26 protein-coding genes are annotated in these 24,436 nt (G+C 68.1%); 18 read left to right on the top strand and 8 right to left on the bottom strand.

Annotated elements, in window-relative coordinates; all coding sequences use genetic code 11:
* Positions 1–280: 280 nt before the first annotated feature.
* The 5 genes from ACE3T2_RS01340 (at position 281) to ACE3T2_RS01320 (ending at position 8,296) form a co-directional block, all read left to right on the top strand.
* Entirely contained in the window at positions 281–2,560 is a 2,280-nt protein-coding gene (locus ACE3T2_RS01340) for a TonB-dependent receptor (RefSeq protein ID WP_374653885.1), read from the top strand.
* 13 nt (positions 2,561–2,573) lie between these two features.
* Complete coding sequence (locus tag ACE3T2_RS01335; RefSeq protein WP_374653883.1) at positions 2,574–3,956, top strand: MFS transporter; 1,383 nt, start codon at positions 2,574–2,576, stop codon at positions 3,954–3,956.
* A gap of 29 nt (positions 3,957–3,985) precedes the next feature.
* Positions 3,986–4,885, top strand: coding sequence for a TauD/TfdA dioxygenase family protein (locus tag ACE3T2_RS01330; protein ID WP_374653881.1), 900 nt, complete (start codon positions 3,986–3,988; stop codon positions 4,883–4,885).
* Positions 4,886–5,005: 120 nt separating this feature from the next.
* Entirely contained in the window at positions 5,006–7,021 is a 2,016-nt protein-coding gene (locus ACE3T2_RS01325) for an ATP-binding protein (RefSeq protein WP_374653879.1), read from the top strand.
* 84 nt (positions 7,022–7,105) lie between these two features.
* Positions 7,106–8,296, top strand: a complete 1,191-nt coding sequence (locus tag ACE3T2_RS01320) for an acyl-CoA dehydrogenase family protein (RefSeq protein WP_374653877.1) — start codon at positions 7,106–7,108, stop codon at positions 8,294–8,296.
* A 9-nt stretch (positions 8,297–8,305) separates the two neighbouring features.
* Here ACE3T2_RS01320 and ACE3T2_RS01315 read toward each other — a convergent pair whose 3' ends face one another.
* Complete coding sequence (locus tag ACE3T2_RS01315; protein WP_374653875.1) at positions 8,306–8,929, bottom strand: TetR family transcriptional regulator; 624 nt, start codon at positions 8,927–8,929, stop codon at positions 8,306–8,308.
* 95 nt (positions 8,930–9,024) lie between these two features.
* On the opposite strand from ACE3T2_RS01315, the gene ACE3T2_RS01310 reads away from it, so the two are divergent.
* A complete protein-coding gene (locus ACE3T2_RS01310; RefSeq protein ID WP_374653873.1) occupies positions 9,025–9,510 on the top strand; it encodes a DinB family protein in 486 nt (161 codons plus the stop codon).
* 70 nt (positions 9,511–9,580) lie between these two features.
* Positions 9,581–9,979 carry a nuclear transport factor 2 family protein gene (locus tag ACE3T2_RS01305; RefSeq protein ID WP_374653871.1) on the top strand — a complete coding sequence of 133 codons (399 nt, stop codon included), beginning with the start codon at positions 9,581–9,583 and terminating at the stop codon, positions 9,977–9,979.
* On the opposite strand, the gene ACE3T2_RS01300 is transcribed toward ACE3T2_RS01305, so the two are convergent.
* Positions 9,976–11,202, bottom strand: coding sequence for an acetyl-CoA C-acetyltransferase (locus tag ACE3T2_RS01300; protein WP_374653869.1), 1,227 nt, complete (start codon positions 11,200–11,202; stop codon positions 9,976–9,978). The genes ACE3T2_RS01305 and ACE3T2_RS01300 overlap by 4 nt on opposite strands.
* 188 nt (positions 11,203–11,390) lie before the next feature.
* Between ACE3T2_RS01300 and ACE3T2_RS01295 the strand changes: the two genes are divergently transcribed.
* The 3 genes from ACE3T2_RS01295 (at position 11,391) to ACE3T2_RS01285 (ending at position 14,416) form a co-directional block, all read left to right on the top strand.
* On the top strand, positions 11,391–11,711 hold the full coding sequence (locus tag ACE3T2_RS01295) for a multidrug efflux SMR transporter (protein ID WP_374653867.1): 321 nt from the start codon (positions 11,391–11,393) through the stop codon (positions 11,709–11,711).
* A gap of 75 nt (positions 11,712–11,786) precedes the next feature.
* The gene (gene purL, locus ACE3T2_RS01290) at positions 11,787–13,988 is read left to right on the top strand and encodes a phosphoribosylformylglycinamidine synthase subunit PurL (protein WP_374653865.1); all 2,202 of its coding nucleotides are present in this window, start codon (positions 11,787–11,789) and stop codon (positions 13,986–13,988) included.
* A 2-nt stretch (positions 13,989–13,990) separates the two neighbouring features.
* Positions 13,991–14,416: a hypothetical protein gene (locus tag ACE3T2_RS01285; RefSeq protein WP_374653863.1), complete on the top strand. Its 426-nt coding sequence runs from the start codon at positions 13,991–13,993 to the stop codon at positions 14,414–14,416.
* On the opposite strand, the gene ACE3T2_RS01280 is transcribed toward ACE3T2_RS01285, so the two are convergent.
* Positions 14,413–14,892 (bottom strand): CinA family protein, encoded by a 480-nt coding sequence (locus tag ACE3T2_RS01280; RefSeq protein ID WP_374653861.1) that lies wholly within the window; start codon positions 14,890–14,892, stop codon positions 14,413–14,415. The two genes, ACE3T2_RS01285 and ACE3T2_RS01280, sit on opposite strands and share 4 nt — an antisense overlap.
* A gap of 91 nt (positions 14,893–14,983) precedes the next feature.
* Here ACE3T2_RS01280 and ACE3T2_RS01275 point away from each other — a divergent pair, with 91 nt between their 5' ends.
* The 7 genes from ACE3T2_RS01275 (at position 14,984) to ACE3T2_RS01245 (ending at position 19,445) form a co-directional block, all read left to right on the top strand.
* Positions 14,984–16,216 carry a serine hydrolase domain-containing protein gene (locus ACE3T2_RS01275; protein WP_374653859.1) on the top strand — a complete coding sequence of 411 codons (1,233 nt, stop codon included), beginning with the start codon at positions 14,984–14,986 and terminating at the stop codon, positions 16,214–16,216.
* Between the two features lie 17 nt (positions 16,217–16,233).
* The gene (locus ACE3T2_RS01270) at positions 16,234–16,638 is read left to right on the top strand and encodes a VOC family protein (RefSeq protein ID WP_374653857.1); all 405 of its coding nucleotides are present in this window, start codon (positions 16,234–16,236) and stop codon (positions 16,636–16,638) included.
* Positions 16,639–16,724: 86 nt separating this feature from the next.
* Complete coding sequence (locus ACE3T2_RS01265; protein ID WP_374653855.1) at positions 16,725–16,958, top strand: BolA family protein; 234 nt, start codon at positions 16,725–16,727, stop codon at positions 16,956–16,958.
* A 12-nt stretch (positions 16,959–16,970) separates the two neighbouring features.
* A complete protein-coding gene (locus tag ACE3T2_RS01260; protein ID WP_374653853.1) occupies positions 16,971–17,873 on the top strand; it encodes an aldo/keto reductase in 903 nt (300 codons plus the stop codon).
* Positions 17,874–17,941: 68 nt separating this feature from the next.
* Positions 17,942–18,286 (top strand): Grx4 family monothiol glutaredoxin, encoded by a 345-nt coding sequence (gene grxD, locus ACE3T2_RS01255; protein WP_374653851.1) that lies wholly within the window; start codon positions 17,942–17,944, stop codon positions 18,284–18,286.
* Positions 18,283–18,702, top strand: coding sequence for an acyl-CoA thioesterase (locus ACE3T2_RS01250; RefSeq protein WP_374653849.1), 420 nt, complete (start codon positions 18,283–18,285; stop codon positions 18,700–18,702). The genes grxD and ACE3T2_RS01250 overlap by 4 nt, the downstream gene beginning before the upstream one ends.
* A 20-nt stretch (positions 18,703–18,722) precedes the next feature.
* Positions 18,723–19,445: an N-acyl homoserine lactonase family protein gene (locus ACE3T2_RS01245; RefSeq protein WP_374653847.1), complete on the top strand. Its 723-nt coding sequence runs from the start codon at positions 18,723–18,725 to the stop codon at positions 19,443–19,445.
* Here the strand turns inward: ACE3T2_RS01245 and ACE3T2_RS01240 are convergent.
* From ACE3T2_RS01240 to ACE3T2_RS01220, 5 genes are all read right to left on the bottom strand, one after another.
* Positions 19,442–19,810, bottom strand: a complete 369-nt coding sequence (locus ACE3T2_RS01240) for a hypothetical protein (protein WP_374653845.1) — start codon at positions 19,808–19,810, stop codon at positions 19,442–19,444. The genes ACE3T2_RS01245 and ACE3T2_RS01240 overlap by 4 nt on opposite strands.
* A gap of 89 nt (positions 19,811–19,899) precedes the next feature.
* A complete protein-coding gene (rpsD, locus tag ACE3T2_RS01235) occupies positions 19,900–20,517 on the bottom strand; it encodes a 30S ribosomal protein S4 (RefSeq protein ID WP_374653843.1) in 618 nt (205 codons plus the stop codon).
* Positions 20,518–20,804: 287 nt separating this feature from the next.
* Positions 20,805–21,152: a hypothetical protein gene (locus tag ACE3T2_RS01230; RefSeq protein WP_374653841.1), complete on the bottom strand. Its 348-nt coding sequence runs from the start codon at positions 21,150–21,152 to the stop codon at positions 20,805–20,807.
* Between the two features lie 22 nt (positions 21,153–21,174).
* Entirely contained in the window at positions 21,175–22,278 is a 1,104-nt protein-coding gene (locus tag ACE3T2_RS01225) for an NAD(P)H-dependent flavin oxidoreductase (RefSeq protein ID WP_374653839.1), read from the bottom strand.
* Positions 22,279–22,280: 2 nt separating this feature from the next.
* Positions 22,281–23,057, bottom strand: coding sequence for an RNA methyltransferase (locus tag ACE3T2_RS01220; RefSeq protein ID WP_374653837.1), 777 nt, complete (start codon positions 23,055–23,057; stop codon positions 22,281–22,283).
* 153 nt (positions 23,058–23,210) lie between these two features.
* Between ACE3T2_RS01220 and ACE3T2_RS01215 the strand changes: the two genes are divergently transcribed.
* A complete protein-coding gene (locus tag ACE3T2_RS01215; RefSeq protein WP_374653835.1) occupies positions 23,211–24,434 on the top strand; it encodes an NADP-dependent isocitrate dehydrogenase in 1,224 nt (407 codons plus the stop codon).
* Positions 24,435–24,436: the final 2 nt, after the last annotated feature.

Here is a 24,436-nt window from a genome sequence, read left to right as displayed (position 1 = left end):
CCAACGATTAGGACCTGCTCAAGCGACGTCAGAAAAACTGCGGCGACTCAATTCCCATTTATCCCATAGGAATAATTGCAAGACGTCTTCCTCCCCTTTGACGTCCCACCAAGCGGAGCATGGGTCGGCCCCGGCCGGCCCATGCGACCGCGGTCCTCAAGGGCCCAAGACGACGCCGAACGGCGCTGACCATCGATCAACAAACACCAAGTCGGCGGACGGCGACCGGGGCGGCGTCCGAGCGGGGATAGCTGTGCCAAAACTGAGCTTCAGAACCAAATTGCTCCTGTCGGCCGCCGCTGCGGCCAGCCTGCTGGGCGCGGCGCCCGCAGCGCATGCCGACGATGACGACGTGTCGGTGGAAGAGGTCGTCGTCACCGTACGCCGCCGCACGGAAAAACTGCAGGATGTGCCGATCACCGTCTCGGCCATCGGCGGCCAGACCCTCGCCGAGGAACGCCTCGACCGCGTCGCCGACTACGCCGCCAAGATCGCCAACTTCAACGCTCTGCAACAGAACACCCGCGTCTCGACCCTGACGATCCGCGGGGTCGGCGGCAACGCCAACAGCGACGGGTCCGAGGCCGGGGTCGGCCTGATCGTCGACAACGTCTTCTTCACCCACCCCGGCTTCTCGTGGCTCGACTTCGTGGATCTCGAAAGCGTCGAACTGGCCCGTGGGCCGCAGGGCACCCTGCTCGGCAAGAACACCACCATCGGCGCCCTGGTCGTGACCACTAAGCGGCCATCGTTCACGCCCGAGGGCCAGGTCAGCGCCACCATCGCCAACCACGAGCGCTATCAGGTCCGCGCCAACGTCTCCGGTCCGCTGATCGGCGACAAGCTCGCCGGACGCCTGACGATCTATCGCGACGTCGGCGGCGGCTTCATCACCAACAAGGTCGATGGCCAGGACTATCTCGGCAACGACCGCTGGGCCTTGCGCGGCCAGCTGCTGTTCGAGAACGGCGACTTCAGCAACCGCCTGATCGCCGAGCATTACGAAACCAAGGAATACAACAACTTCTATCCGCCGGCCGGCGATCCGCCGACCTTCGCCAACGGCGCGGCGCGCAACGGCTGGGAGCGCAAGCTGCGCACGGCCTTCGGCTACCTCCCCAGCTACGACACCCGGCACAACGCCGACCTGGACACCCAGGAAGAGATCGTCTCGCGCACCGACGGCGTCTCCAACCAGTTCGACTGGCGGCTGGGCGGCCACACCCTGACCTCGGTCACCGCCTGGCGGCGCCTCTATTTCCGTCCGAAGAACGACTCGGACCTCTCGCCCTATGCGATCTTCCGCGGCGGCTACGACGTCGACGTCGATCAGTACTCCCAGGAGCTGCGCCTAGCTTCTCCGACCAATGGGCAGTTCGACTATCAGGCGGGCGTATTCCTGCTGAAGCAGGAGGTGAGCAGCAACTTCCGCACCCTGTTCTTCAAGGACGCCAGCGCCTTCTTCCTGTCGCCGGCCCTCCCCTCCCTCATTCTCGACGGGCTAGAGACCAATCAGGTCGGCAAGGCCGAGACCACCAGCGTGGCGATCTTCGGCCAGGGGACATGGCGTTTCGACGACCGGGCCAGCCTGACCGCCGGCCTCCGCTACACATGGGAGAAGCGCGAGGCCTCGAACCGCGGCCTCTCCTTCGGCGGAGTTCCCCTCACCGGCCCGCTGGCGAGCCTGGCCGCCTATCGCGCGGCGGTGGCCGGCCAGCCCTTCTATGTCGAAGGCGAGAAGGAGAGCGGCGCGGTCTCCTGGCTGATCAACCCGGCCTACAAGCTCACCGACGACATCCTGGCCTACGCCTCGATCAGCTATGGCGAGAAATCCGGTGCAGCCAACCTCGGCGCCCGGCCGGGCGATCCGGTCATCATCCAGCCCGAGAAGTCGATCGACTACGAGATCGGCCTCAAGACCACATGGCTCGATGGCCGCGCCTATCTCAACGCCAACCTCTACTGGAACGACATCACCGACTATCAGGCGACCCTGACCACGGTGACCGGCGCCGTGCCGCGATCCTATCTCGCCAATGTCGGCAAGGTGCGGCTGCGGGGCCTGGAGCTGGAAGGCCAGGCCCAGATCACGCCGGCCCTGCGCGTTTCCGGCAGCGCGGCCTTCGCCGAGGCCAAGTACGAGTCCTACCGCAACGCCCCGCCGCCCCAGGAACTGCTCTATCCGGGCGCACCGGCCTTCGTGGACCTGTCGGGCACAAACGTTCCGTTCGCGCCGAAATTCACCGGCCAGATCAGCGTCAACTATGAAGAGCCGATCCGTGACGACCTGGTGCTGTTCGCCTACGCGAACCAGACCTGGCGGTCGTCGACCTTCCAGCACGCGCTTTCGCAGTACGGTCGCCAAGACGCCTATGGTCTGACCCATGCGGGCCTCGGCCTGAAGTCGGCGAACGGGCATTGGTCGGCCAACGTCTGGGCGCGGAACCTCTTCGATAAGAAATACGCAGCGGCCTTCGGGAACGCCTCGGCCAACACGCCCTACATCGCCATTCTCGGTGAGCCGCGCACCTTCGGCCTCACCCTGACCGGCCGCTACTAGGAGAGCGCAGGTCATGGCCCGTCCCTCCACCGACCGACTGCCGGCCTGGCGTCTCGCCGTCTTCGCCGCCCTGGCGATCCCGTTGGCCGGGGCGGGCCTGCCCCTCGCCGTCTACCTGCCGCCGTACTACGCCCAGGACCTCGGCCTGGGTCTTGGTCTCGTCGGCCTGATCTTCATGCTGAGCCGGGTCTGGGACGCGATCACCGACCCGCTGGTCGGCGTGCTGTCGGACCGGACCCGCAGCCGCTTCGGCCGACGCAAGCCGTGGATCGCGGCCGGCGCCCCGCTGTTCGTGATCGCCACCGCGGCGATCTTCGCCCCGCACCTGTTCGGGATGAAGCCGGGCGCGATCTGGCTGAGCGTCTGGCTTGTGATCTTCTACATCGGCTGGACCATGATCCAGATCCCTGTCTCGGCCTGGGCCGGGCAGCTGGCGGCCCAGTATCATGAGCGCAGCCGCGTCCAGACCTACTTCCAGGTCGCCACCGCCGCCGGCCTGCTGCTGGTGCTGATCCTGCCGGCCGCGCTCGACCAGCTGGGGGCGTCGGCCGGCCGCCCGGCCGACGCCGAAATGAAGGTCGCCGTCATGGGCGGCTTCATCCTCGTCACCTTCGTGCCCGCTATCCTCGGCGCACTGCTCCTGGTGCATGAGCCACCTGCCCCGCCGCCGCACCCCCAGCAGACCGGCTTTCGCCGCGACCTGGCGCTGGCCGCCCGCGACCCGCTGCTGCTCAAGGTGCTGACCTCGGACTTCGCCGTCACTCTAGGCCAGCTGATCCGCTCGTCGCTCTTCGTCTTCTTCGTCTCGGCCTATGTCGGGCGGCCCGACCTGGCGGCCGGCCTCTTTCTGTTGCAGTTCGTGTTCGGGGTGTTCGCCGGCCCGATCTGGCTGAGGATCGGCTACCGGCTCGGCAAGCACCGCGCCGCCGTCGTCGGCGAACTGGCCCAGGTGGCGATCAATCTCGGCCTGCTGGCGGTGACGCCTGGAGCGCTGCCGCTGCTGTTCGCCCTGACCGTCGCCCAGGGCCTGGCCCAGGGCTCCGGCAACCTGATGCTCCGCGCCATGGTCGCCGACGTCGCCGACAAGCAGCGGCTGGAGACCGGGGTGGACCGCACGGGGCTGCTGTTCTCGATCTTCAGCCTGACCGGCAAGGCCGCCACCGCCGTCGCGGTCGGCGTGGCCCTGCCGCTGGTCGGTCTGCTGGGCTTCAAGCCCGGCGCGATCAACACCCCCGAGTCGCTGCTGGCGCTGAAGCTGGTCTTCGCCCTCGGTCCCGCCGTCGCCCACCTCGCCTCGGCCTGGCTCATCTCCGGCTTCTCGCTGGACGAGACCCGCCACGCCGACATCCGCAGCCAGCTGGAGCAGCGCGACGCCGCCCTCGCCCCGGCCGAATGATCTTCATCATCCAGCCCCAAGGAGCTTCCATGACCACTGAACTCGACATCCGCCCCGTCGGCGGCCGCATCGGCGCTGAAGTCGCAGGCGTCACCCTGTCGGCCGATCTCGACCAGCCGACCCTGTCGGCGATTGAGGACGCCCTGCACCGCTACAAGGTGCTGTTCTTCCGCGACCAGGCCCATCTCGACGACGCCTCGCAGGAGGCCTTCGCCGCCCGCCTTGGCGATCCCGTCGCCCATCCGACCGTGCCGGTGCGCGATGGATCGAGCTACCTGCTGGAACTCGACTCGCAGCATGGCGGCCGCGCCAACGCCTGGCACACCGACGTGACGTTCGTGCCGGCCTATCCGAAGGCGTCGATCCTGCGCGCTGTCGTCTCTCCGGCCTCCGGGGGCGACACCGCCTGGGCCAATACCGCCGAGGCCTACGCCCGCCTGCCCCCGCCGCTGCGCGACCTCGCCGACACGCTCTGGGCGCTGCACACCAACGCCTACGACTACGCCGCCGCCAAGCCGAACGCCTCTGCCGCCCAGATCGAGCGTCACCGCAACGTCTTCGCCTCCACGGTCTACGAGACCGAGCATCCGGTGGTCCGGGTCCACCCGGTGACCGGCGAGCCCAGCCTGATCCTCGGCCAGTTCGTGAAGGGCCTGGTCGGCTTCTCGACCGCCGACTCCCGCCGCATCTACGACACCCTGCAGGAGCATGTGACCCGGCTGGAAAACACCGTCCGCTGGCGCTGGCGGCAGGGCGACGTCGCCATCTGGGACAACCGCGCCACCCAGCACTACGCAGTCGACGACTACGGCGACCAGCACAGGGTGATGCGCCGCGTGACCCTGGCTGGCGATCTTCCGGTGTCGATCGACGGTCGTCCCAGCCGGGCGATCCGGCCTGCGCCCGCGACCGCCATCGCGGCCGAATAGGGGCTCGCCCCCTTAACCAAAAACCGACACATCGCCCCCCATGCTCCGCGCCGTCGAGTATGGGGGGCGGGCTTGGGCGTAGGCCAAGGACGCAGACGCGTTGAGCCGAACTGGGGCGCCGTGGCCGCCCTGACAGCCGGCTATGCCGCGGCCATGGCCCACAGCCTCTTCCTCTCGGGCGCCACCCACAATCTGCCGACGATCTGGATACCCAACGCGGTCGCCGTCGCCGGCCTGCTGGTGCTGCCCCGCCGCCCCGCGACGGCGCTGCTGGTCATCGCCAGCGTCCTGCACGTGGCGCTGGAATTGCTGGCCGGCGATCCGCTGAAGTTCGCCCTGACCATCACCGCACTCGACGCGGCGCAGGTCTATCTCACCGCGGCGGTCATGCGCGCCCTGCGCATCCCCACGCGGATCCGGCGCTACCGCGGCCTCATGGCGATCGTCGGCGTCTCGGGCGTCCTGACCGCAGCGACCTCGATCGTCGTCAACGGCCTGCTCGCCCTGTCCATGGGCCTCTCCTTCTGGACCGCGTGGAGCGACTGGATCACCGCCAACGTCCTCGGCGTGATCATCATACTGCCCACCCTGCTGATCCTGTTCGACCATCGGCACGGCCGCGAGTTTCCCGCGACCTGGCTTGAAGTGATCCTCACCGTCACCTTGACCGCCATTGCAGCGGCGGCCCTCTACCGCTGGGCGCCGGACCTCCAGGTCCTGTTGTTCGCGCCCGTGCTGCTGTCCGCCTTCCGGGGCGGACTGCGCGCCGTGGCGCTCATTGTGCCCGCCTCTCTGATTGCGGCCGTTCCGGCGGTGCTGGCCAGGACCGGCGTCGAGCCGGCGCTCGCTCTGCCCGCTCTGCGCCAAGCCCAGCTTCTGCACGCCGTCGTCTACGCGGTCAGCCTGGTTTCGGCGCTCGCCCTCTTCCGCCAGCACCGCCTGGCGGCGCTGCTGGCGCGGCGCACCGCCGCGGCGCGCGCCGCCGAGGCACGCGCCCGTGCCGCCAGCCAGGCCAAGTCCGACTTCCTGGCCACCATCAGCCACGAAATCCGCACGCCTCTGAACAGCATCCTCGGCTTCACCTCGCTGGTCGTCGACCAGGCCGATCTGACGCCCGAGAATCAGCGCCGCCTGGAACTCGTCGGTCGCGCCGGGCGCTCGTTGGCCGAGATCGTCGGCGACCTGCTCGACTTCTCGAAGGTCGAGGCAGGCGCCCTCGAACTGAACCTTGCGCCAGCCTCGCCCGCCGCCGTCCTGCGGGACGCGGTCGCCATCGCTGCGCCAGCCGCAGAGGCCAAGGGCGTGGATCTGCGCATCGAGATCGCCCTCGAGGAAGCGCCGCGTTTTCAACTCGACGAGGCGCGGCTGCGGCAAGTGATACTGAACCTGCTCTCCAACGCCGTGAAGTTCACGCCGCAAGGCCAAGTCACGGCGCGCGCGACTCTGAACGCCGACGCCGGCCTGCTGCGCTTCGAAGTCGAGGACACCGGCATAGGCATCGCGCCCGAAGTCCAGCAACGGCTGTTCCAGCGCTTCACCCAGGCCGACAGCTCGATCAGCCGCCGGTTCGGCGGCACGGGCCTGGGTCTGGCCATCAGCCGCGCCTTCGTCACGCAGATGGGCGGACGGATCGGCGTGGTCAGCGCCCAGGGGGAAGGCTCCACCTTCTGGATCGAACTGCCGGTGCAGTTGGCGACCGCCGAGGCCGCCCAGCAGTCGCCCGCGCAGGCGGCCGCCCTATCGCCGGATCGCGCGCCGCAGATCCTGCTTGTCGACGACCATCCGCTGAACCGTGAACTGGGAGAGGCGATCCTCGTGCTGGCCGGCTGCGAGGTGGCGACTGCCGAGGACGGCGCTGAGGCCGTCGTCGCCCTGGGACGCCGCCGCTTCGACCTCGTCCTGATGGACGTCCATATGCCGGTCATGGATGGGCTGGCCGCGGCACGGGCCATCCGCGCCATGCCGGGTCCGGAGGCCCGCACGCCTATCCTCGCCCTCACCGCCGACGTCCTGCCCGAACAGATCGCGCGCTGTCATACGGCGGGAATGAACGGCCATGTCGCCAAGCCGATTGACCGGGACGCCCTGATCGCCGCCGTAGCCGGCGCGCTGGACGCCCAAACCTCCGCGGCCTGACGCATCGCCGCGCTGCAAAACGCGCCTTGACGCCCTGACGTCGCCAAATAAGTTGCTATTTGCAAGTTAATGTCGGAGGCGAGGATGTCGGCTGTCGAGGCGAGCGGCGGGAATACGTTCCAGGCGCAGGCGCGGGACTGGATTGCGGCCAATTTCCCGCCCGCCCTCGCCGGCTCTCCAACGCCCGAGATCGGCGCGGCTCTGACTCCGGACCAGGACGCCTGGCGGCGCGCAATGGGCGGGGCAGGCTGGGGTGTGCCCACCTGGCCGCGGGAATACGGCGGCGGCGGACTGACGACGGCGCAGGCGCGCATTCTTCGCGACGAGTTGCGCGCAGCGCGCGCCTACAATCCCATCGGCGGCATGGGCGTCATGCTTCTGGGGCCCACCCTGCTGGAATACGGAACCGACGCCCAGAAGGCCGAGCATCTGCCGCCGATCGCGCGTGGCGACCTGGTCTGGTGCCAAGGCTTCTCCGAACCCGGCGCGGGATCGGACCTGGCCTCGCTCCAGACAGCGGCGGTCGACATGGGCGATCACTACCGGATCAACGGCCAGAAGCTGTGGACCAGCGACGCCAACCATGCCGACTGGTGCTTCTGCCTGGTGCGCACCGATACGACGAAGAAGCATGAGGGCATCTCCTTCGTGCTGTTCCCCATGGACCAGCCGGGGGTCGAGGTGCGGCCGATCAGCCTGATCGCCGGCAGCTCGCCGTTCTGCGAGACGTTCCTGACCGACGCCAGGGCGGAAAAGAAGGATCTGCTCGGGCCGCTGAACGGCGGCTGGACCATCGCCAAGCGCCTGCTGCAGCATGAGCGCTCGGCGATCTCCGAGGCCGGCGAGGCCTTCGGAGCCGGTCGCCCCTTGCCCGAACTGGCCGCCGAGTATGTCGGCCGCAACGAGGCCGGCGCCATCGCCGACCCAGACCTGCGCATGCGTATCGCCCAGTACGAGATGGATAACCGCGCCCTGCAGCTCACCGCCTTGCGGGTGATGAGCGAGGCGCGCAGCGGCGGCCCCAGCGCGGCCACCTCGATCCTCAAGAACGCCGGCACCAAGGTGCTGCAGGATCGGGCGGAGCTGACCGTGGAGATCATGGGCGCACAGGGTCTAGGCTGGGACGGCGAGGCCTTCACCGCCGAGGAGCTCGAGGTCGTGCGCATCTGGCTGCACGGCAAGGCCACCACCATCTTCGGTGGAAGCCACGAGGTTCAGAACAACATCATCGCCAAGCGGATCCTGGGCCTGCCCGATCCAGCCTCGAAGGCTTGAGGCTTGAGTCTAGAGCAGATAGCCAAGCACCAGGCGGGCCGCCTCGTCGACCAGGGCTTCCGCCCCCTCATCCGTCAGCATCTCCGGCCGATGCAGCACGGCCGTGTGGGTCACCGCCTCTATCGAGGTGATGCAGACAAAGGCGGCGAGGTCGAGGTCGAGGGGCCGCACCTCCGCGCGCTTGCGCCCCAGATAGGCCCTGAAGAGGTCGTGAGCCTCCCGGTTGAAGCCCTCCACGTCCTCCAGCGCGCCGGTGCGCGGAATCTGTTCGGCCAGGACGCGGTGCAGCTTCGGATCTAGCCGGTGGGCGGCGATGGCGGCGGCGACCAGCCTGCGCACCCCGATCTCAAGCGGCGCCTCCTCGACCTCGTCGAGCGCCGCGTAGACCACCGCCATCAATTGCCGGTTATGCCGCTGGATCAGCGCGACGACGAGCGCCTCCTTGCTTGGGAAGTACTGATAGAGCGAGCCGATGCTGACGCCAGCTTCCTGGCCGATGCGATTGGTGCTTGCCTTGTCGAAGCCGTCCCGAACCAGAATGCGAGCGGTCGCCTCGACCAGGGCCTCGACCGTGGCGCGCGAGCGCTCCTGGGACGCTTGTTTCCTGGGCTTTGTAAGCGGCCGCTGGGCCATTCCCCTACGCCTCCGGCGATGCGAGTACACAATACGAGCTATCGCTCATATTATCAATCCGATCTCAGAACGCATCCCCTTCTGAAAGGACCCACATGGCCCAGCAGCCCTACGCCCAGCTCATCGATATCAAGCGTTGGGCCGATCACGGCCTCTACGACGTCGTCGGCCGGAACCTCGACCGATTGTCGCCAGAAGACGCCAGCCTCATGCTCCTCGTTCTCGACCACATCCACACGGTGGACCTGATCTTCCAGCACCACCTGCTGGGCCGCCCGCACGGCTTCAAGGCGGCGAGATCGGAGGCCCTGCCCACCTTCGAGGCCCTGGCCGAGGGCATGCGGAAGGTCGACGACTGGTACGCTGACTATGTCGCCGCGCTAGGCCCGCCCGAACTGGAAGAACCCGTCGACTTCGCCTTCACCAGCGGCAAGCCGGCGCGTATGCGTCGCGGCGAGATCCTGCTGCACGTCTGCATGCACGGGACCTACCACCGCGGCAACGCCGGCGCCCTGCTTCAGCTGCGCGGTTTCGCGCCCAGCCGCGACTCCGTCACCGATTTCCTCGAATACGCCGCCTGATCGACCGCGCCGCATCGGAACCTTGCCCGCGCCAGGATGATTTTCCACCGGCGACGCAAAGGAGGTCACGATGCCTGCGAACCCCACCAGCGAGGAGATCATCGCCCTCGAGAAATCCTACTGGGAAGCCATCAAAGCCAAGGACGGCGACCGGACGGCCGCGCTTTCAGGCGCCAACAGCCTGGTCACCGGCGCCCGCGGCGTGATGAGCATCGCCAAGGACCGCATGGGCAAGATGACCGAGGAAGGCGACTGGGCCCTGCACTCGTACGAGTTCGACGACGTGCAGGTCGCCACGCCCGCCCCGAACGTGGCGATCATCGCCTACACCGTCCGCCAGAACGTCACCATGGGCGGCAAGTCGTCGGAGCTTCGCGCCGCCGACAGCTCGACCTGGGTGCGCGGCGAGGGCGGTTGGGAATGCCACGCCCATAGCGAGACCTTCCTCGACGACAAGAAGGCCGCCTAGGCCCGTTCGATGATGATGGCCGGCGCCATGCCGCCGGCCGCGCACATGGTGATGAGCGCGCGACGCGCGCCGCGCCGCTCCAGTTCGTCGACCATGGTCCCGATCAGAATGGCGCCGGTCGCGCCGATCGGGTGCCCAAGCGCCATGGCCCCGCCGTTCACATTCACCTTCTCGCGGTCGAGGTCCAGGTCGCGGATGAACTTCTCGGCCACCACTGCAAAGGCCTCGTTGACCTCGAAGAGGTCGATGTCGTCCAGCGTCAGTCCGGCCTTCTCCAGCACTTTCCTGGCCGCCGGGACCGGCGCGTTGAGCATCAGGGTCGGGCAGTCGCCGACATTGGCCGTCGCGACCACTCGGGCGCGAGCCTTCAGGCCGTTCCGGGCGGCGTATTCGGGCGAAGCCAACAGCAAGGCCGCCGCGCCGTCGACCACGCCTGACGAGTTGCCGGCATGGTGCACGTGCTCGATCTCGAGGTCGGGATAGACGCGACGCACCAGGTCCCCGAAAGTCGGGCCGCCGGGCTCGACCGGAGCCGCCGCCAGAGGGCCAAACGAGGCCTTCAGCGCCGCCAGCCCATCCAACGTCGTCTGCGGGCGGGGGTATTCCTCGCGGTCGAGGGCGAGGCTTCCATCCTCGCGATGGACCGGCACGAGCGACTTGGCGAACCGCCCCTCGCGGATCGCCGCATCGGCCCGCTGCTGGCTGGAGAACGCCAGCTCGTCGAGCGCCTGGCGGCCGATGCCCTCCAGGCTGGCGATGGCGTCGGCGCAGAGGCCCGGCAGCACCTGCGGATGACGCCCGCGCAGGCGCATGTTGCCCGCGTCCAGCATCGGCGGAGGCCCGGCGGTGGAATAGGACATCACCTCCGTCCCGCCGGCGATCACCAGGTCCTCCATGCCCGACATGACCTGCGCGGCGGCCATGTTCACCGCCGTCAGGCCCGAGCCGCAGAACCTGTCCAGAGTCACGCCGCTGGCCCGCACGTCATAGCCTGCGTCCAGCGCAGCCATGCGGGCCAGATCGCCGCCCTGCTTGCCGGTCTGGGTAGAGGTGCCCCAGACGATGTCGTCCACCTCGGCGGTGTTGAGATCGTTCCGCTCGGCCAGCGCCTTCAGCACCGTCGCGGCGAGTTGCTGGGGATGGATGTCGGCCAGCGCCCCCTTGCCGACCCGGCCGATCCCGCGCGGCGTGCGGCAGGCGTCGATGATCAGGGCTTGCGGCATGGGCGCTCCTTGGATGCGGTCTCTTCGCCAACCTCGGCGATACGACTTGCATAACAAGACTAAACAGCCCGCGACAAGCGGTTCCTTGGCGCAGCGCCGAAGGTCGCCTAGAAAGCCGGAGCGCGCAGCCTCTTTCGGGTTTCCGGCCGCCGCCTCAGGTCCGAGCCCGCAAGATCAGGAGAAATCCGATGGCGTGGCTCATCCTCGGCGTCGCCGTGCTCACCGAAATCATCTGGGCGCTCAGCCTGAAATGGGCGGGAATCCAGGCTACCTGGCAGGCGGCCGCCGTCCCGATCACCCTGTCCTTCGTGAACATGGGCCTGCTGGCGCTCGCCATGCGCGGCCTGCCGGCCGGCACGGCCTACGCCGTCTGGACCGGCCTCGGCGCCGTCGGCGTCGCGATCTGCGGCGCCATGCTGTTCGGCGAGCGGATGTCCCCCGTCCAGATCGGCTTCATGGCCCTGATCGTCGTCGGCGTGGTGGGCGCCAAGCTGGCGACGCCGGCCTGAACAATCGGAGGCGCTGACGCCGCACCGACGCCTCCCCCCTCCCCCTCGCGGCAGAGTCCCGCTATATGCGCGGCCATGAGCGCCCAGCCTGCCAAGAGCCTTCGCGAGACCGCGGCCGAGTACGGCCTTAAGTCGGAAGAATACGACGTCATCCTGCAACGCCTGAACCGCGAGCCCAACGAGGTCGAGTTGGGCGTGTTCTCGGTGATGTGGTCCGAGCACTGCTCGTACAAGTCCAGCAAGAAGCACCTGGGCAAGTTCCCGACCAAGGGCCCGCGCGTGATCTGCGGCCCCGGCGAGAACGCCGGCGTGATCGACATCGGCGACGGCCAGGCGTGCATCTTCAAGATGGAGAGCCACAACCACCCGTCCTACATCGAGCCCTATCAAGGCGCGGCGACGGGCGTCGGCGGCATCATGCGCGACGTCTTCACCATGGGCGCGCGGCCGGTGGCCCTGCTGAACGCCCTGCGCTTCGGCGACCCGTCGCATCCGAAGACCAAGCGCCTCGTCTCCGGCGTGGTCGCGGGCATCGGCGGCTACGGCAACTGCGTGGGCGTGCCCACCGTCGCGGGCGAGACCAACTTCCACCGCGGCTATGACGGCAACATCCTGGTCAACGCCATGTGCGTGGGCCTCGCCGACGCCGACAAGATCTTCTACTCGGCCGCCCCGGCGCCCGGCCTGCCGGTGGTGTATTTCGGCTCCAAGACCGGCCGTGACGGCATCCATGGCGCGACCATGGCCTCGGCCGAGTTCGACGACGCCTCGGAGGAAAAGCGCCCGACCGTGCAGGTGGGCGACCCCTTCGCCGAAAAGCTGCTGATCGAAGCCACGCTCGAACTGATGGCCTCCGGCGCCGTCGCCGCGATCCAGGACATGGGCGCGGCGGGCCTCACCTCGTCCTCGGTGGAGATGGCCGGCAAGGGCGGGGTCGGCATCGAGCTGACCCTCGACGACGTGCCCCAGCGCGAAGAGGGCATGAGCGCCTACGAGATGATGCTGTCGGAGAGCCAGGAGCGCATGCTGGCGATCCTGAAGCCGGGCCGCGAGGAAGACGGCCGCCGCATCTTCGAAAAGTGGGGCCTGGACGCGGCCACCATCGGCCACACCACCGAGACCGGCCGCCTGGTGCTCAAGCACAAGGGCGAGGTGGTCTGCGACGTACCGCTGGCGCCGCTGTTCGACGACGCCCCGCTCTATGACCGTCCATGGCTCGCTCCGACCCAGCTGCCGCGTCTTACCGCCGCCGACGTCGCCGCCCCCGCCGACTACGCCGCCGCGGTCGTGAAGCTGATGTCGAGCCCCGACATGGCCTCCAAGCGCTGGCTATGGGAACAGTACGACCGCCACGTCATGGCCGACACCCTGGAAGACAGCGCCACCGGCGCCGACGCCGGCATCGTGCGGGTGCACGGCGGCAGGAAGGCCCTGGCCGTCACCTCCGACTGCACCCCGCGCTACGTCCAGGCCGATCCCTTCGAGGGCGGCAAGCAGGTCGTGGCCGAGGCCTGGCGGAACCTGACCGCCGTCGGCGCCGATCCGATCGCCATCACCGACAACCTGAACTTCGGCAATCCCGAGCGGCCCGAGATCATGGGCCAGATCGTCCGCGCCATCGAAGGCATGGCGCAAGCCTGCGCCGACCTCGACTTCCCGGTCGTCAGCGGCAACGTCAGCCTCTACAACGAGACCAACGGGGCGGCGATTCCGCCCACCCCCACCGTCGGCGCCGTCGGCCTGATCCCCGACTACACGTACCGCGCGGACTTCGCGGGCATGACCGAGGGCGACGCCCTGGTGCTGATCGGCTCCACCGTCGGCGAGCTCGGCGCCTCGATGTATCTTCGTGAGGTGCTGGGCCGCGAGGAAGGCGCTCCGCCTCCCGTGGACCTCGCCTTGGAACGCAAGGTCGGCGACTTCGTGCGAAACCTGATTCTCTCGGGCCAAGCCACTGTTTGTCATGACCTTTCCGATGGCGGCCTGATCGCCGCCGCGGCCGAGATGGCGCTGGCTTCGAACACTGGCCTGAGCCTTGGCGCGAAAGACGGCCTCGCCGCCCACGCCTTCCTGTTCGGCGAAGACCAGGCCCGTTACCTGGTCGCCGTGAAGGACGCTGCGCCGATCCTGGAGGCGGCCAAGGCCGCCGGCGTCGAGGCCACGGTCGTCGGCAAGGCCGGCGGCGCGGACCTGGCGGTCGAGGGCCTCTTCACCCTGCCTCTGGCCAAGCTGCGCGCCGAGCACGAGGGCTGGATGCCGGCCTATATGGGCGGCTAGGCGTGACCAAGCTCCGCCGCCTCATCGACCTGCCGGGCGTCCGCGATCTGGAAGACAAGGCGCTGATGCAGCCGCGCTATGCGGACGCCGACGCGCGCTCGAACTATCCGGAGATAGACGAGGTCTCGCGCGCGCTGTTCGGGCTCACCCAGGATGAGGCCGACGACGTTCCCCGTCCCGAAGGCTGGGACCGCGTCGAACGCAAGCCTGTCCGCGATCAGGTCGTCGCCTTCGAAGCCGCAGGCTGGGACGTCACAGACGACAAGCGCCGTCCGCTACGGATGTTCGACCATTTCGCGCCGCAGCTGTGGCTGGCCTTGCGCGGCGTGGCCGGCGAGCTGCCGTTTCATGCCGAACCCGATCCCGACGATGCGGTCTATTCGTCGCTCGCCGCCGACGCGGCCAAGTTCCGCCGCGATCGCCGCTAGGCGCTGGCCTTCGACAGCAGCGCCAGGGCCGCAGCCGCGAAGGCCTCCATATTCGCGATCCGGTCGGTAGATCCGGTCTCGATGGTGGTGACGAATTCCACCGGCCCGGACACCGCCACGCAAGTATGGCCTGCCGCGTCGCCATAAGGATTGCCGGTCGGCCCGGCGGCGCCGGTCTCCGACACGCCCCAGGTCGCCCCGAACCGCTCGCGGACCGTGCGCGCCAGCAGCAGGGCGTACGGCTCGCTGGCCGAGCGCATGCCCGCCAGCGCCTCCTTCGGGATCTCCATCAGCATGACCCGGGCCTTGGGGGTGTAGATCACTCCGCCGCCGAGATAGTAGGCCGAGGCGCCGGGTACGCTCAGCAGCGCCGCACTGACCAGCCCGCCGGACGAGCTTTCGGCCACCGCCACCGTCTGCTTACCCGCCTTCAGCCGTTCGCCGATCTCGGCCGCCTGCACTATCAGAGCCTGCACTGTCCCCTCCTCACGATTCTCTTTGCCATGCGCCGTTCGCGCCGCATGATGCCGACAATTAGAACCAACGGTATTCTTTCGGGAGGATTTGATGGACGCCCAATCTCAGTGGACGGGCCTGGACGCCGCTCGCCTCGAGCGCATCGGCGAGCATATCGAGCGATCCTATATCGGGCCGCAGAAGATCATGGGCGCGCAGATCGCCGTCGCCCGCCGTGGCCAGCTGGCCTATCGCAAGTCGTTCGGCTCGATGGACATCGAGCGCGGCAAACCGATGGCTGACGACGCCATCTTCCGCATCTATTCGATGACCAAGCCGATCACCTCGGTCGCGCTCATGACCCTCTACGAGAAGGGCTATTTCCAGCTCAACGATCCGGTCAGCCGCTTCGTCCCCTCGTGGAAGAACCATCGGGTCTACGTCTCGGGCGAAGACGAAGCCATGGTCACCGAGCCGGCGCGCCGGCCGATCTCGTTCCGCGACGTGCTCGGCCATATGGCCGGCCTGACCTATGGCGGCGGCCTGCCCGGCGTCGGCATCCAGCACCCCGTCGACAAGATCTATCGCGCCCTCAAGGTCCGGACCTTCGGGGGCGAAGACACCATGCAGGGCTTCCTCGACAAGCTCGGCCAGGTGCCGCTGGTCTATCACCCCGGTGAGCGTTGGATGTACTCGCTGGCCACCGACGTCTGCGGCGCCCTGGTCGAGGTGATCTCCGGCAAACCCTTCGACCAGTATCTTCAGGACGAGATCTTCGGCCCTCTCGGCATGAAGGACACCGCGTTCTCGGTCGCGCCGGAAAAGGCCGATCGCTTCTGCGCCAACTACCAGCGCGGGCCGGACAAGAAACTCAAGCTCATCGACGACCCCGTGACCAGCGCCTACGCCCGACCTGTCAGCTTCAAGTCGGGCGGGGGCGGCCTGACCGGCACCACCGACGACTACCTGCGCTTCTGCGAGATGCTGCGCCGGGGCGGGGAACTTGACGGCCATCGCATCCTCGGCCCGCGCACCCTGGCCATGATGCACATGAACCACCTGCCCCGCGGTCAGGACCTCTCGACCACCGCGCTGGGCAGCTTCTCGGAGACCGCCAATGACGGCGTCGGCTTCGGCCTCGGCTTCGCGTCCACCATGGGCGAGGTCGAGACCGGCCAACTCGGCGCGGGCGACTACTATTGGGGCGGCGCGGCCTCGACCATCTTCTGGGTCGACCCGAAGGAGGAGCTATCGGTCGTATTCATGACTCAGCTGATGCCGTCGGGAACCTTCAACTTCCGCGGTCAGCTGAAGAGCCTGATCTACTCGGCCATCGTCGACTAGGCCCGCAGGGGACGGCGATGGACCTGCTCGTCAACATCGACGTCCCCGACCTCATGGCGGCGGAGGCGTTCTACACCACCGCCTTCGGCCTGAAGGTCACGCGCCGCTTCGGCGACGGCGGGGTGGAGTTGTGCGGCCTGCCCGCCCGGCTCTATCTGCTGATCAAGCCGGAGGGATCGGTCGGCGCAGGCGACGACCTGCGCCGTTACGCCCGCCATTGGACGCCGGTCCATCTCGACCTCGTGGTCGACGACCTGGACGTCGCTCTGGCCCGCGCCCTGGACGCCGGCGCGCGGCTGGAGGGCGAGCCCAAGACCCATGTCTGGGGCCGCATCGCGGCGCTGTCCGACCCGTTCGGCAACGGCCTGTGCCTGCTGCAATTCCTCGGTCGCGGCTACGAGGAGATCGCGCCGACGCTTTGAGCTCTTGCGCTCTCGCAACCGGCTCCCCAATCCAGCGGTTGTTAAGCTTTCTGACGCAGAAAGATTCGCTGAGTGGAGCCGCCCCCATGCCCATGTCCATGGCCGACCTGGAAACCAGCCTGCGCGAGGCGTTCCCCGACGCCCAGATCGCCATCGACGACCTGGCCGGCGACGGCGACCACTATCGCGCCCGGATCGTCTCGGCCGCCTTCGCGGGCCTGACGCGCATCAAGCAGCACCAGCTGGTCTACAGCGCGCTGAAAGGCAAGGTGGGCGGCGAGTTGCACGCCCTGGCGCTCGAAACCTCCACCCCAGCCTGACGGGAACCTCCGGTGCGCTATCGTCCATTCGGCGCGTCGGGAAAGGCGGTTTCGGCCGTCAGCCTGCTTTTGCGGGATGCGCCGAACATGGGCGCGCCGTCGGCTTGGCGCTCGCTGGTCTTCGGGGCCATGGAGAACGGCATCAACTGCTTCGAGGTGACGGCTGGCTCGGATGTCCTGACCCTGGGCGTGGGCGAAGCCCTCGCCGCGGTCGAGCGACGGCTGATCTTCCTGGGCTGGCGCCTGCGCGGCAGTTCGGTCGGCTCGATCACCGCCCGCGACATCGCCGACAGCGTGCGCAGCGCGTTGCAGAAGACCCGCGCCCGCTATCTCGACCTGCTGATGATCGACGAGTCGGCGATCGAGATCCTCACGCCCGACGCGATGAGCTATCTCAGCGACCTGCGCACGAGCGGCGTGTGCCTGCAGATCGGCATCGCCGGTGACGGCGAGGCCATCGAGCAGTGCATCGGCAGCCAGACCTTCGACGTGCTCGCCACGTCGTTCAACCTGACCTCCGACTGGCAGGCCCGCCGGCGCATCCGCGACGCCTCCGCCGCCAACATGACGCTCATCGGCTGCAATCCATTCCCGAGCGGGTTGCACGCCAAGCCTGCGACGCGCGGCGACGTGGAGCGGCCTATGCGGCGCGGCCTGCTGGGCGTGCGCCGCCCCGATCCGCTGTCGAGCAGCGTCGGCTCCTACGCCTTCCTGCAGGAGACGCCCGGCTGGACGCACGAGGAGCTCTGCCTCGCCTACACGCTCACCGAGCCGGCCTTTGCGACGATCCAGCTTGAGGCAGGCCGCAGCATCGACCGGATGGCCGCCGTGCCCGACCGCGACCTGCCGACCGGCGTCGCCGCCCAGATCGAGATGGCCCGCTTCGGCCAGATCGCGGCCGAGCGACGCGCCTGAGGCGCTTGACCCCGGGCCCCCGGCTCCCTAGCTCTGAGAAGTCTTTTACGCCGCAAAGGCTCAAGCCCATGACCGACATCACGACCGCCGATCCCGTCCACGACTTCATCGCCAAGACCGTGGCCGAAAACCCCGTCGTGCTGTTCATGAAAGGCGTGCCTGAACAGCCGCGTTGCGGGTTCTCCGCCGTCGTCGTTCAGATTCTCGACCACCTCGGAACGGACTTCGTCGGCGTCGACGTGCTGCAGGACGACGGACTGCGCGAAGGCATCAAGGCTTTCACCGACTGGCCGACCATCCCGCAGCTCTATGTGAAGGGCGAGTTCGTCGGCGGCGCCGACATCATCCGCGAGATGTTCCAGTCGGGGGAACTGAAGACCTTCCTGGCCGAGCAAGGCGTCCTGGCGGCGTGAGCCGCGTTCTCGAACCACCGCCCGGCCGTCAGGTCTTTTCCCGCGAGTTCACGCCCGCTGCGTCGGACATCGACGAGAACGGGCACGTGAACAACGTCGTCTATGTCCGCTGGATTCAGGACATGGCGACGTCGCATTGGCGGTCCATCCAGCCGAACGAGGAACAGGCCCGCTGGGCCTGGATCGTGTTGAGGCACGAGATCGACTATCGCCGCGCCCTGATGCCCGGCGAGACGGCCACCGCCCGCACCTGGGTCGCCGACGCTCCGGACGGCCCCCGCTTCGACCGGTTCGTGCGCATCGACGGCCCGGATGGCGCCATGTGCGCTCAGGCCCGTACGGTCTGGTGTCTGATTGACCAGGCCAGCGGTCGCCCCAAGCGCGTCAGCCAGGATATCGTCGACCGCTTCATCTAGGCTTGTCCCGGGAGGCCGCCATGCGAACCGTCGAAGTCCTGCCTCTGCGTTGCGGCACCATCCGGGCGCCGGCGAAGTTCCTGGAAACGGGAGCCGAGGGCGAAGCCGTTCTGCCGGTCTACGCCTATCTCATCCGACATCCGGAGCGCGGCGCCGCCCTCTTCGACGCAGGCTTGGCCCCCGAGCATGACGGCCAGACCTTGTTCGAGGCGTTTCGCAACGAATTGCCGGCCGGCCACGATGTCGCTTCGCGGGTCGCCGCGGCCGGCGAGGATCCGGCCCGGCTCGGGGCGCTGGTCCTCTCGCACACCCATTACGACCACCTGGGCGGCGCGGGCCTGATCCCGAACGCGCGGATTCTGCTGCACCGGAACGAAGACCCACGCGAGTTGGGCGGCCGCGACCTGCTGCGGACCGAGGACGTCCATGACCTGTTCGGCGACGGGTCGGTCGAGGTGTTCGCCACCCCCGGACACACCTGTGGGCACCAATCCCTGCGCGTCTGGCGCGAAGGCGGCAGCGACGTTCTGGCAGGCGACGCCTGCTACTACTGCCGCTCGCTGGACCGGGAGGACGCCGATCAGCCGCATCCCTTCGACGCCGCGCAATATGTCGCCACCAAGCGGCGGCTGGCGCACATGCGCGCCGAAGGCGCCTTTGTCGTGCCAGGCCACGACGAAGGCTTTCTGGATCAGAGGCCGATCGGCAGCGCCCTTCGGATCACCAGCCTCAGTCGGCTCTAGCTGCCCGGCCCGGTCCAGGCCGCCAGCGGATTGAGCAGGAAGACGGGGTTATGCCCGTCCAGGCCCAGTTCCGCCCATGTGAAGACCAGTTCGGTCTTGCCCATGGCGAAGGCGCGGCACGGGTCCAGGCGCTTGCGCGCGAACGACAGCGTCGTGCCCACGCCCGAGCGCTCGACATAGAAGGTGAAATCCGCCTTGGCCGTGCAGCCGTTGGACGCCACCTCGATCTTCAGGACTTCGCGCCCGGCGTTTGCGGCGTAAAGCGGCTCGAGCTCGGCATGGGCGGATTGCGCCGGGGTCAGGGGCGCGGTGGCGCAGGCCGATAGCAGACCCAAAGCGGCGATGATGAACAGGCGGCGATTCATGGCCGCCACTCCGCCACAAGCGCCTCAAAAGCAAAAGACCCCGGATCGCTCCGGGGCCTTCGCACACAGACTGGTCGTTTCGGCGCCGGTTAGGACGCGTAGAATTCGATAACCAGGTTCGGCTCCATCTTCACCGGGTACGGAACCTCGGAGAATTCCGGAATGCGGATGAACTTGGCCGCCATGCCCTTGGTGTCGACTTCGATGTAGTCGGGCGTGTCACGCTCCGACGACTGCAGGGCTTCCAGCACCAGGGCCATGTTGCGCGAACGCTCGCGCACGGTGACCACGTCGCCGACCTTCACCCGGTACGAGGCGATGTTGACGCGCTTGCCGTTCACCAGCACGTGGCCGTGGTTCACGAACTGACGGGCGGCGAAGACGGTCGGGACGAACTTGGCGCGGTAGACGACGGCGTCCAGACGCGATTCCAGCAGGCCGATCAGGTTTTCCGAGGTGTTGCCCTTGCGGCGGGCGGCTTCGGTATAGGTGCGCGAGAATTGCTTCTCGGTCAGGTTGCCGTAGTAGCCCTTCAGCTTCTGCTTGGCGCGCAGCTGCAGGCCGAAGTCCGAGACCTTGGACTTGCGGCGCTGGCCGTGCTGACCCGGGCCGTAGGCGCGCTGGTTGATCGGCGACTTCGGACGACCCCAGATGTTTTCGCCCATCCGGCGGTCGATTTTGTACTTGGCGCTCTGGCGCTTCGACATACTCGTCTCTTTCGTTCGACCCGTGCCGGCGATCCCGCGAGTGGGACCGCGATTTCAACGGCGGCGTCAGATCAACCCGTCATGGCATCGCAACCCCGCCAGGCAGGCCCGGCGGCGCGAAGGGGCGGTGTATGACCTCCCCCGCCCGAGGAGTCAACGTCGAGGGCGAAAAACCCAAGAGCGTGACAGCTTCAAGTGGAAGTCGGTTGAAGCGCCCGTCACGCTCCTAAACTTTGGAAGATAGACCCTTTTCATCCGGGTCAGGTTCCACCTGAACCGGAAAGGGTCTAGCGGCAGCGGGACTTGCCCATCGCATCGACCCGGCAGCGGGTGGTCTTGCCGCTGCCGTCCTTGACAACGATGTTGCCCATGGCGTCGCGGCGGGTGCTGACCTTCTCCCCATCGGGATAGGTCGTCGTCACGTTGCCCATGGCGTCGCGCCGCACCTTGACCTGTTCGCCGTATTGGTCGGTCCAGATAGTGTTGCCCAGCGCGTCCTTGGTGCCGGTGACGATGTTGCCGTAGACGTCGTGGCAGGTGGTGCGGCCCACCTCGGTGCGGCAGGCGACGGTCTGGGCGGCGGCCGGGGCCGACAGGACACCAAGCGCGGCGATGGCCAGGACAAAACTCTTCATGGATGCGCTCCCGATTTCGCGGTCAACCTAGCGTGTCGGAACCGCCCCCGCCAGCTTGGGCGGTCCGCGCCGCCCGGCGCGCCGACGCCTCGCCGGCTTCTCGCCACCAGCCACGCACCATGTCGCCCGCGTCGCCGGGCTCGGCCAAGCGTACGCCCTGGCCTGCCCAGAGCGAGATCATGTCGGCGACACCGGCCTTGGCCGCCGCCGCCCGCAGCGGCTGGGTCAGGCGGTTCTGGATCGGATAATCCGGGACCTCGTCCTGCACGGCGGCCATTTCGCGCATGAAGCGGTTCTCGATCCCGCGGGCATAGCGGCCGGTAAAGGCCCGTGTCAGGCGGGTGGCGTCATCGCCGGCCCCGGCCACCGCCTTGCGCCAGGGCGCGCTGACGCCGGTCTGGTCGCTGAGCAGGAATGCGGTGCCCATCTGGGCGGCGCTGGCGCCCAGGGCGAGCGCTGCGGCGACGCCGCGGCCGTTCATGATCCCGCCTGCCGCGATGACCGGCAGGTCGACCGCCTCAAGGATCAGCGAGGTCAGCGCCATGGTCCCGACCAGGCTGGCGTCAAGCTCTGCCAGGAAATGACCGCGGTGGCCGCCGGCTTCGAAGCCCTGCGCGCAGATCCCGTCCGCCCCGACCTCGGCCCAGGCCCGCGCTTCCGGCACGTTTGTCGCCGTGCCGACCACAAACGTGCCGACCGCGTGCAGCGCGTCGACCTGCTCGCCGGTGAGGATACTGAAGGTGAAGGACGCCACCGGCGGTGCTGCGCGCACGAGCGCGGCGAACTGCGCATCGAAGTCCGGGGCGAAATTGTTGGGGTGGGCCGGCGAGGCCTCGCCCAGATCGGCGTACCAGGGGGCGAGGCGCGCAAGAGCCGCATCGACGCTGGCGGCGTCCGGCCGCGCGGCGGGCGCCATCAGCAGGTTCACGCCGAACGGCGCAGCGCCGGCGGCGCGCAAGGCGGCCACTTCGGGCTCGATCGCATCCGGCGCCAGGGCGCCTGCGGCCAGCGAGCCCATGCCGCCGGCCTGCGACACGGCCAGCGCCATCGCCGGGGGCGAAGCCCCGACCATCGGCGCCTGCAGGATCGGAATGGGCAGGCCGTCCAGCAGGGCGCGCAGCGACATGGTCAGGACTCTCCGTCGGCCTTGCGGCGGGCCAGTTTCTCCAGCGACCGACCGCGCCCCTTAGATAGAGCCGTGACCACGCCGCGGAAGGTGCGCACCTCCTGGTCGGAGAACCGCGCCCGCCCGAGGGCGGAGCGCAGGTTCTGCATCATCGAGGGTTTCTTCTCGGGCGGGTGGAAGAAGCCGGCGTCCTCCAGTTCGCGCTCGAAGTGGTCGTAGAGCGCCTGCATCGCGGCGGCCTCCGCCGGCGGCGGCCCGTCGCGAAAGATCGGCGGCGCGCCGGTCTCGACCGTCATGCGCCACTCGTAGGCGTTGATGGCCACGGCCTGGGCCAGGTTCAGCGAACGGAACCGCGGATCGATCGGCAGGGTGACGACCGCCTGGCAGAGCGCGATGTCGGCGGTTTCCAGCCCCGCGCGCTCGCCGCCGAACAGCAGGCCGACCGAACGGCCCTGCGCCACCTCGTGCGATAGGTTGGCGGCCGCCTCGCGCGGACCGATCACCGGCAGCTGCAGCTCGCGCGGTCGCGCCGTTGTCGCATAGACCAGATGCAGATCGGCGATCGCCTCGGGCACGCTCTCATAGACGCGCGCGGCGTTCAGCGGCCATTCCGCGCCCGAGGCGGCCGCCCAGGCCCGCTCCTGCGGCCAGCCATCCCGGGGATTTACGAGCCGTAGGTCGGAAAGCCCGAAATTGGCCATCACCCGCGCGACTGCGCCGATGTTCTGGGCCAGTTGGGGGGCGTTGAGGATAATGCAGGGGGGAGGGCTGGAGTTCATGCCGCGTTTTGCGGCGGGAGCACGCCTTGTGGCAAGGGCGGGCAGGAGTCCATCGACACGCCGCACCGGGCCTCCGCCCCTTTGCGTAGCGGCCTTGGCCTAGTATACGGCCCCTACCCCATCCGTCACACACTTCCGGAGTGCTCCGCCCTCATGGCCAAGATTAAAGTCGCCAACCCCGTCGTCGACATCGACGGGGACGAGATGACCCGCATCATCTGGAAGTGGATCAAGGACAAGCTAATCTTCCCCCATCTGGACATCGATCTGGACTACTACGACCTGGGGGTCGAGCATCGTGACGCCACCGACGATCAGGTCACCATCGATGCGGCCGAGGCCATCAAGCGTCACGGCGTCGGCGTGAAGTGCGCCACCATCACGCCGGACGAAGCCCGCGTGACCGAATTCGGCCTGAAGAAGATGTGGAAGTCGCCGAACGGCACCATCCGCAACATTCTCGGCGGCGTCGTCTTCCGCGAACCGATCATCTGCAAGAACGTCCCGCGCCTGATCCCGGGCTGGACCCAGCCGATCATCGTCGGCCGCCACGCCTTCGGCGACCAGTACAAGGCCACCGACTTCAAGGTGCCCGGCAAGGGCCGTCTGACCATCAAGTGGGAAGGCGAGAACGGCGACACCATCGAGCACGAAGTGTTCGAGTTCCCCGGCGGCGGCGTCGCCATGGGCATGTACAATCTCGACGACTCGATCCGCGAATTCGCGCACGCCTGCCTGAACTACGGCCTGCAGCGGAAGTACCCTGTCTACCTGTCGACCAAGAACACCATCCTCAAGGCCTATGACGGCCGCTTCAAGGACATCTTCGCCGAGGTCTACGAAGCTGAGTACGCTGCGAAGTTCAAGGAAGCGGGCATCACCTACGAGCATCGGCTGATCGACGACATGGTGGCCTCGGCGCTCAAGTGGTCGGGCGGCTTTGTCTGGGCCTGCAAGAACTACGACGGCGACGTGCAGTCCGACCAGGTCGCCCAAGGCTTCGGCTCGCTGGGCCTGATGACCTCGGTGCTGATCACCCCGGATGGCAAGATCATGGAGGCCGAGGCCGCCCACGGCACCGTCACCCGCCACTTCCGCCAGCACCAGCGCGGCGAGTCGACCTCGACCAACTCGATCGCTTCGATCTTCGCCTGGACGCAAGGGCTCAAGCATCGCGCCAAGCTCGACGACAACGCCGAGCTCGCCCACTTCGCCGAGACCCTGGAGAAGGTCTGCGTCGACACCGTCGAGGCCGGCTCAATGACCAAGGACCTGGCCCTGCTGGTCGGCGACACCCAAGGCTGGCTGACCACCGAGGGATTCATCGACAAGGTTGCGGCCAATCTCGAAGCGGCTCTCGCCAAGACCGCGGCTTAAGC

The sequence above is a fragment of the Phenylobacterium sp. genome (assembly GCF_041919955.1).
Taxonomy (GTDB): domain Bacteria; phylum Pseudomonadota; class Alphaproteobacteria; order Caulobacterales; family Caulobacteraceae; genus Phenylobacterium.
Note: the sequence above shows the minus strand (reverse complement) of the source record. Positions and strands in the feature narration are given on the sequence as shown.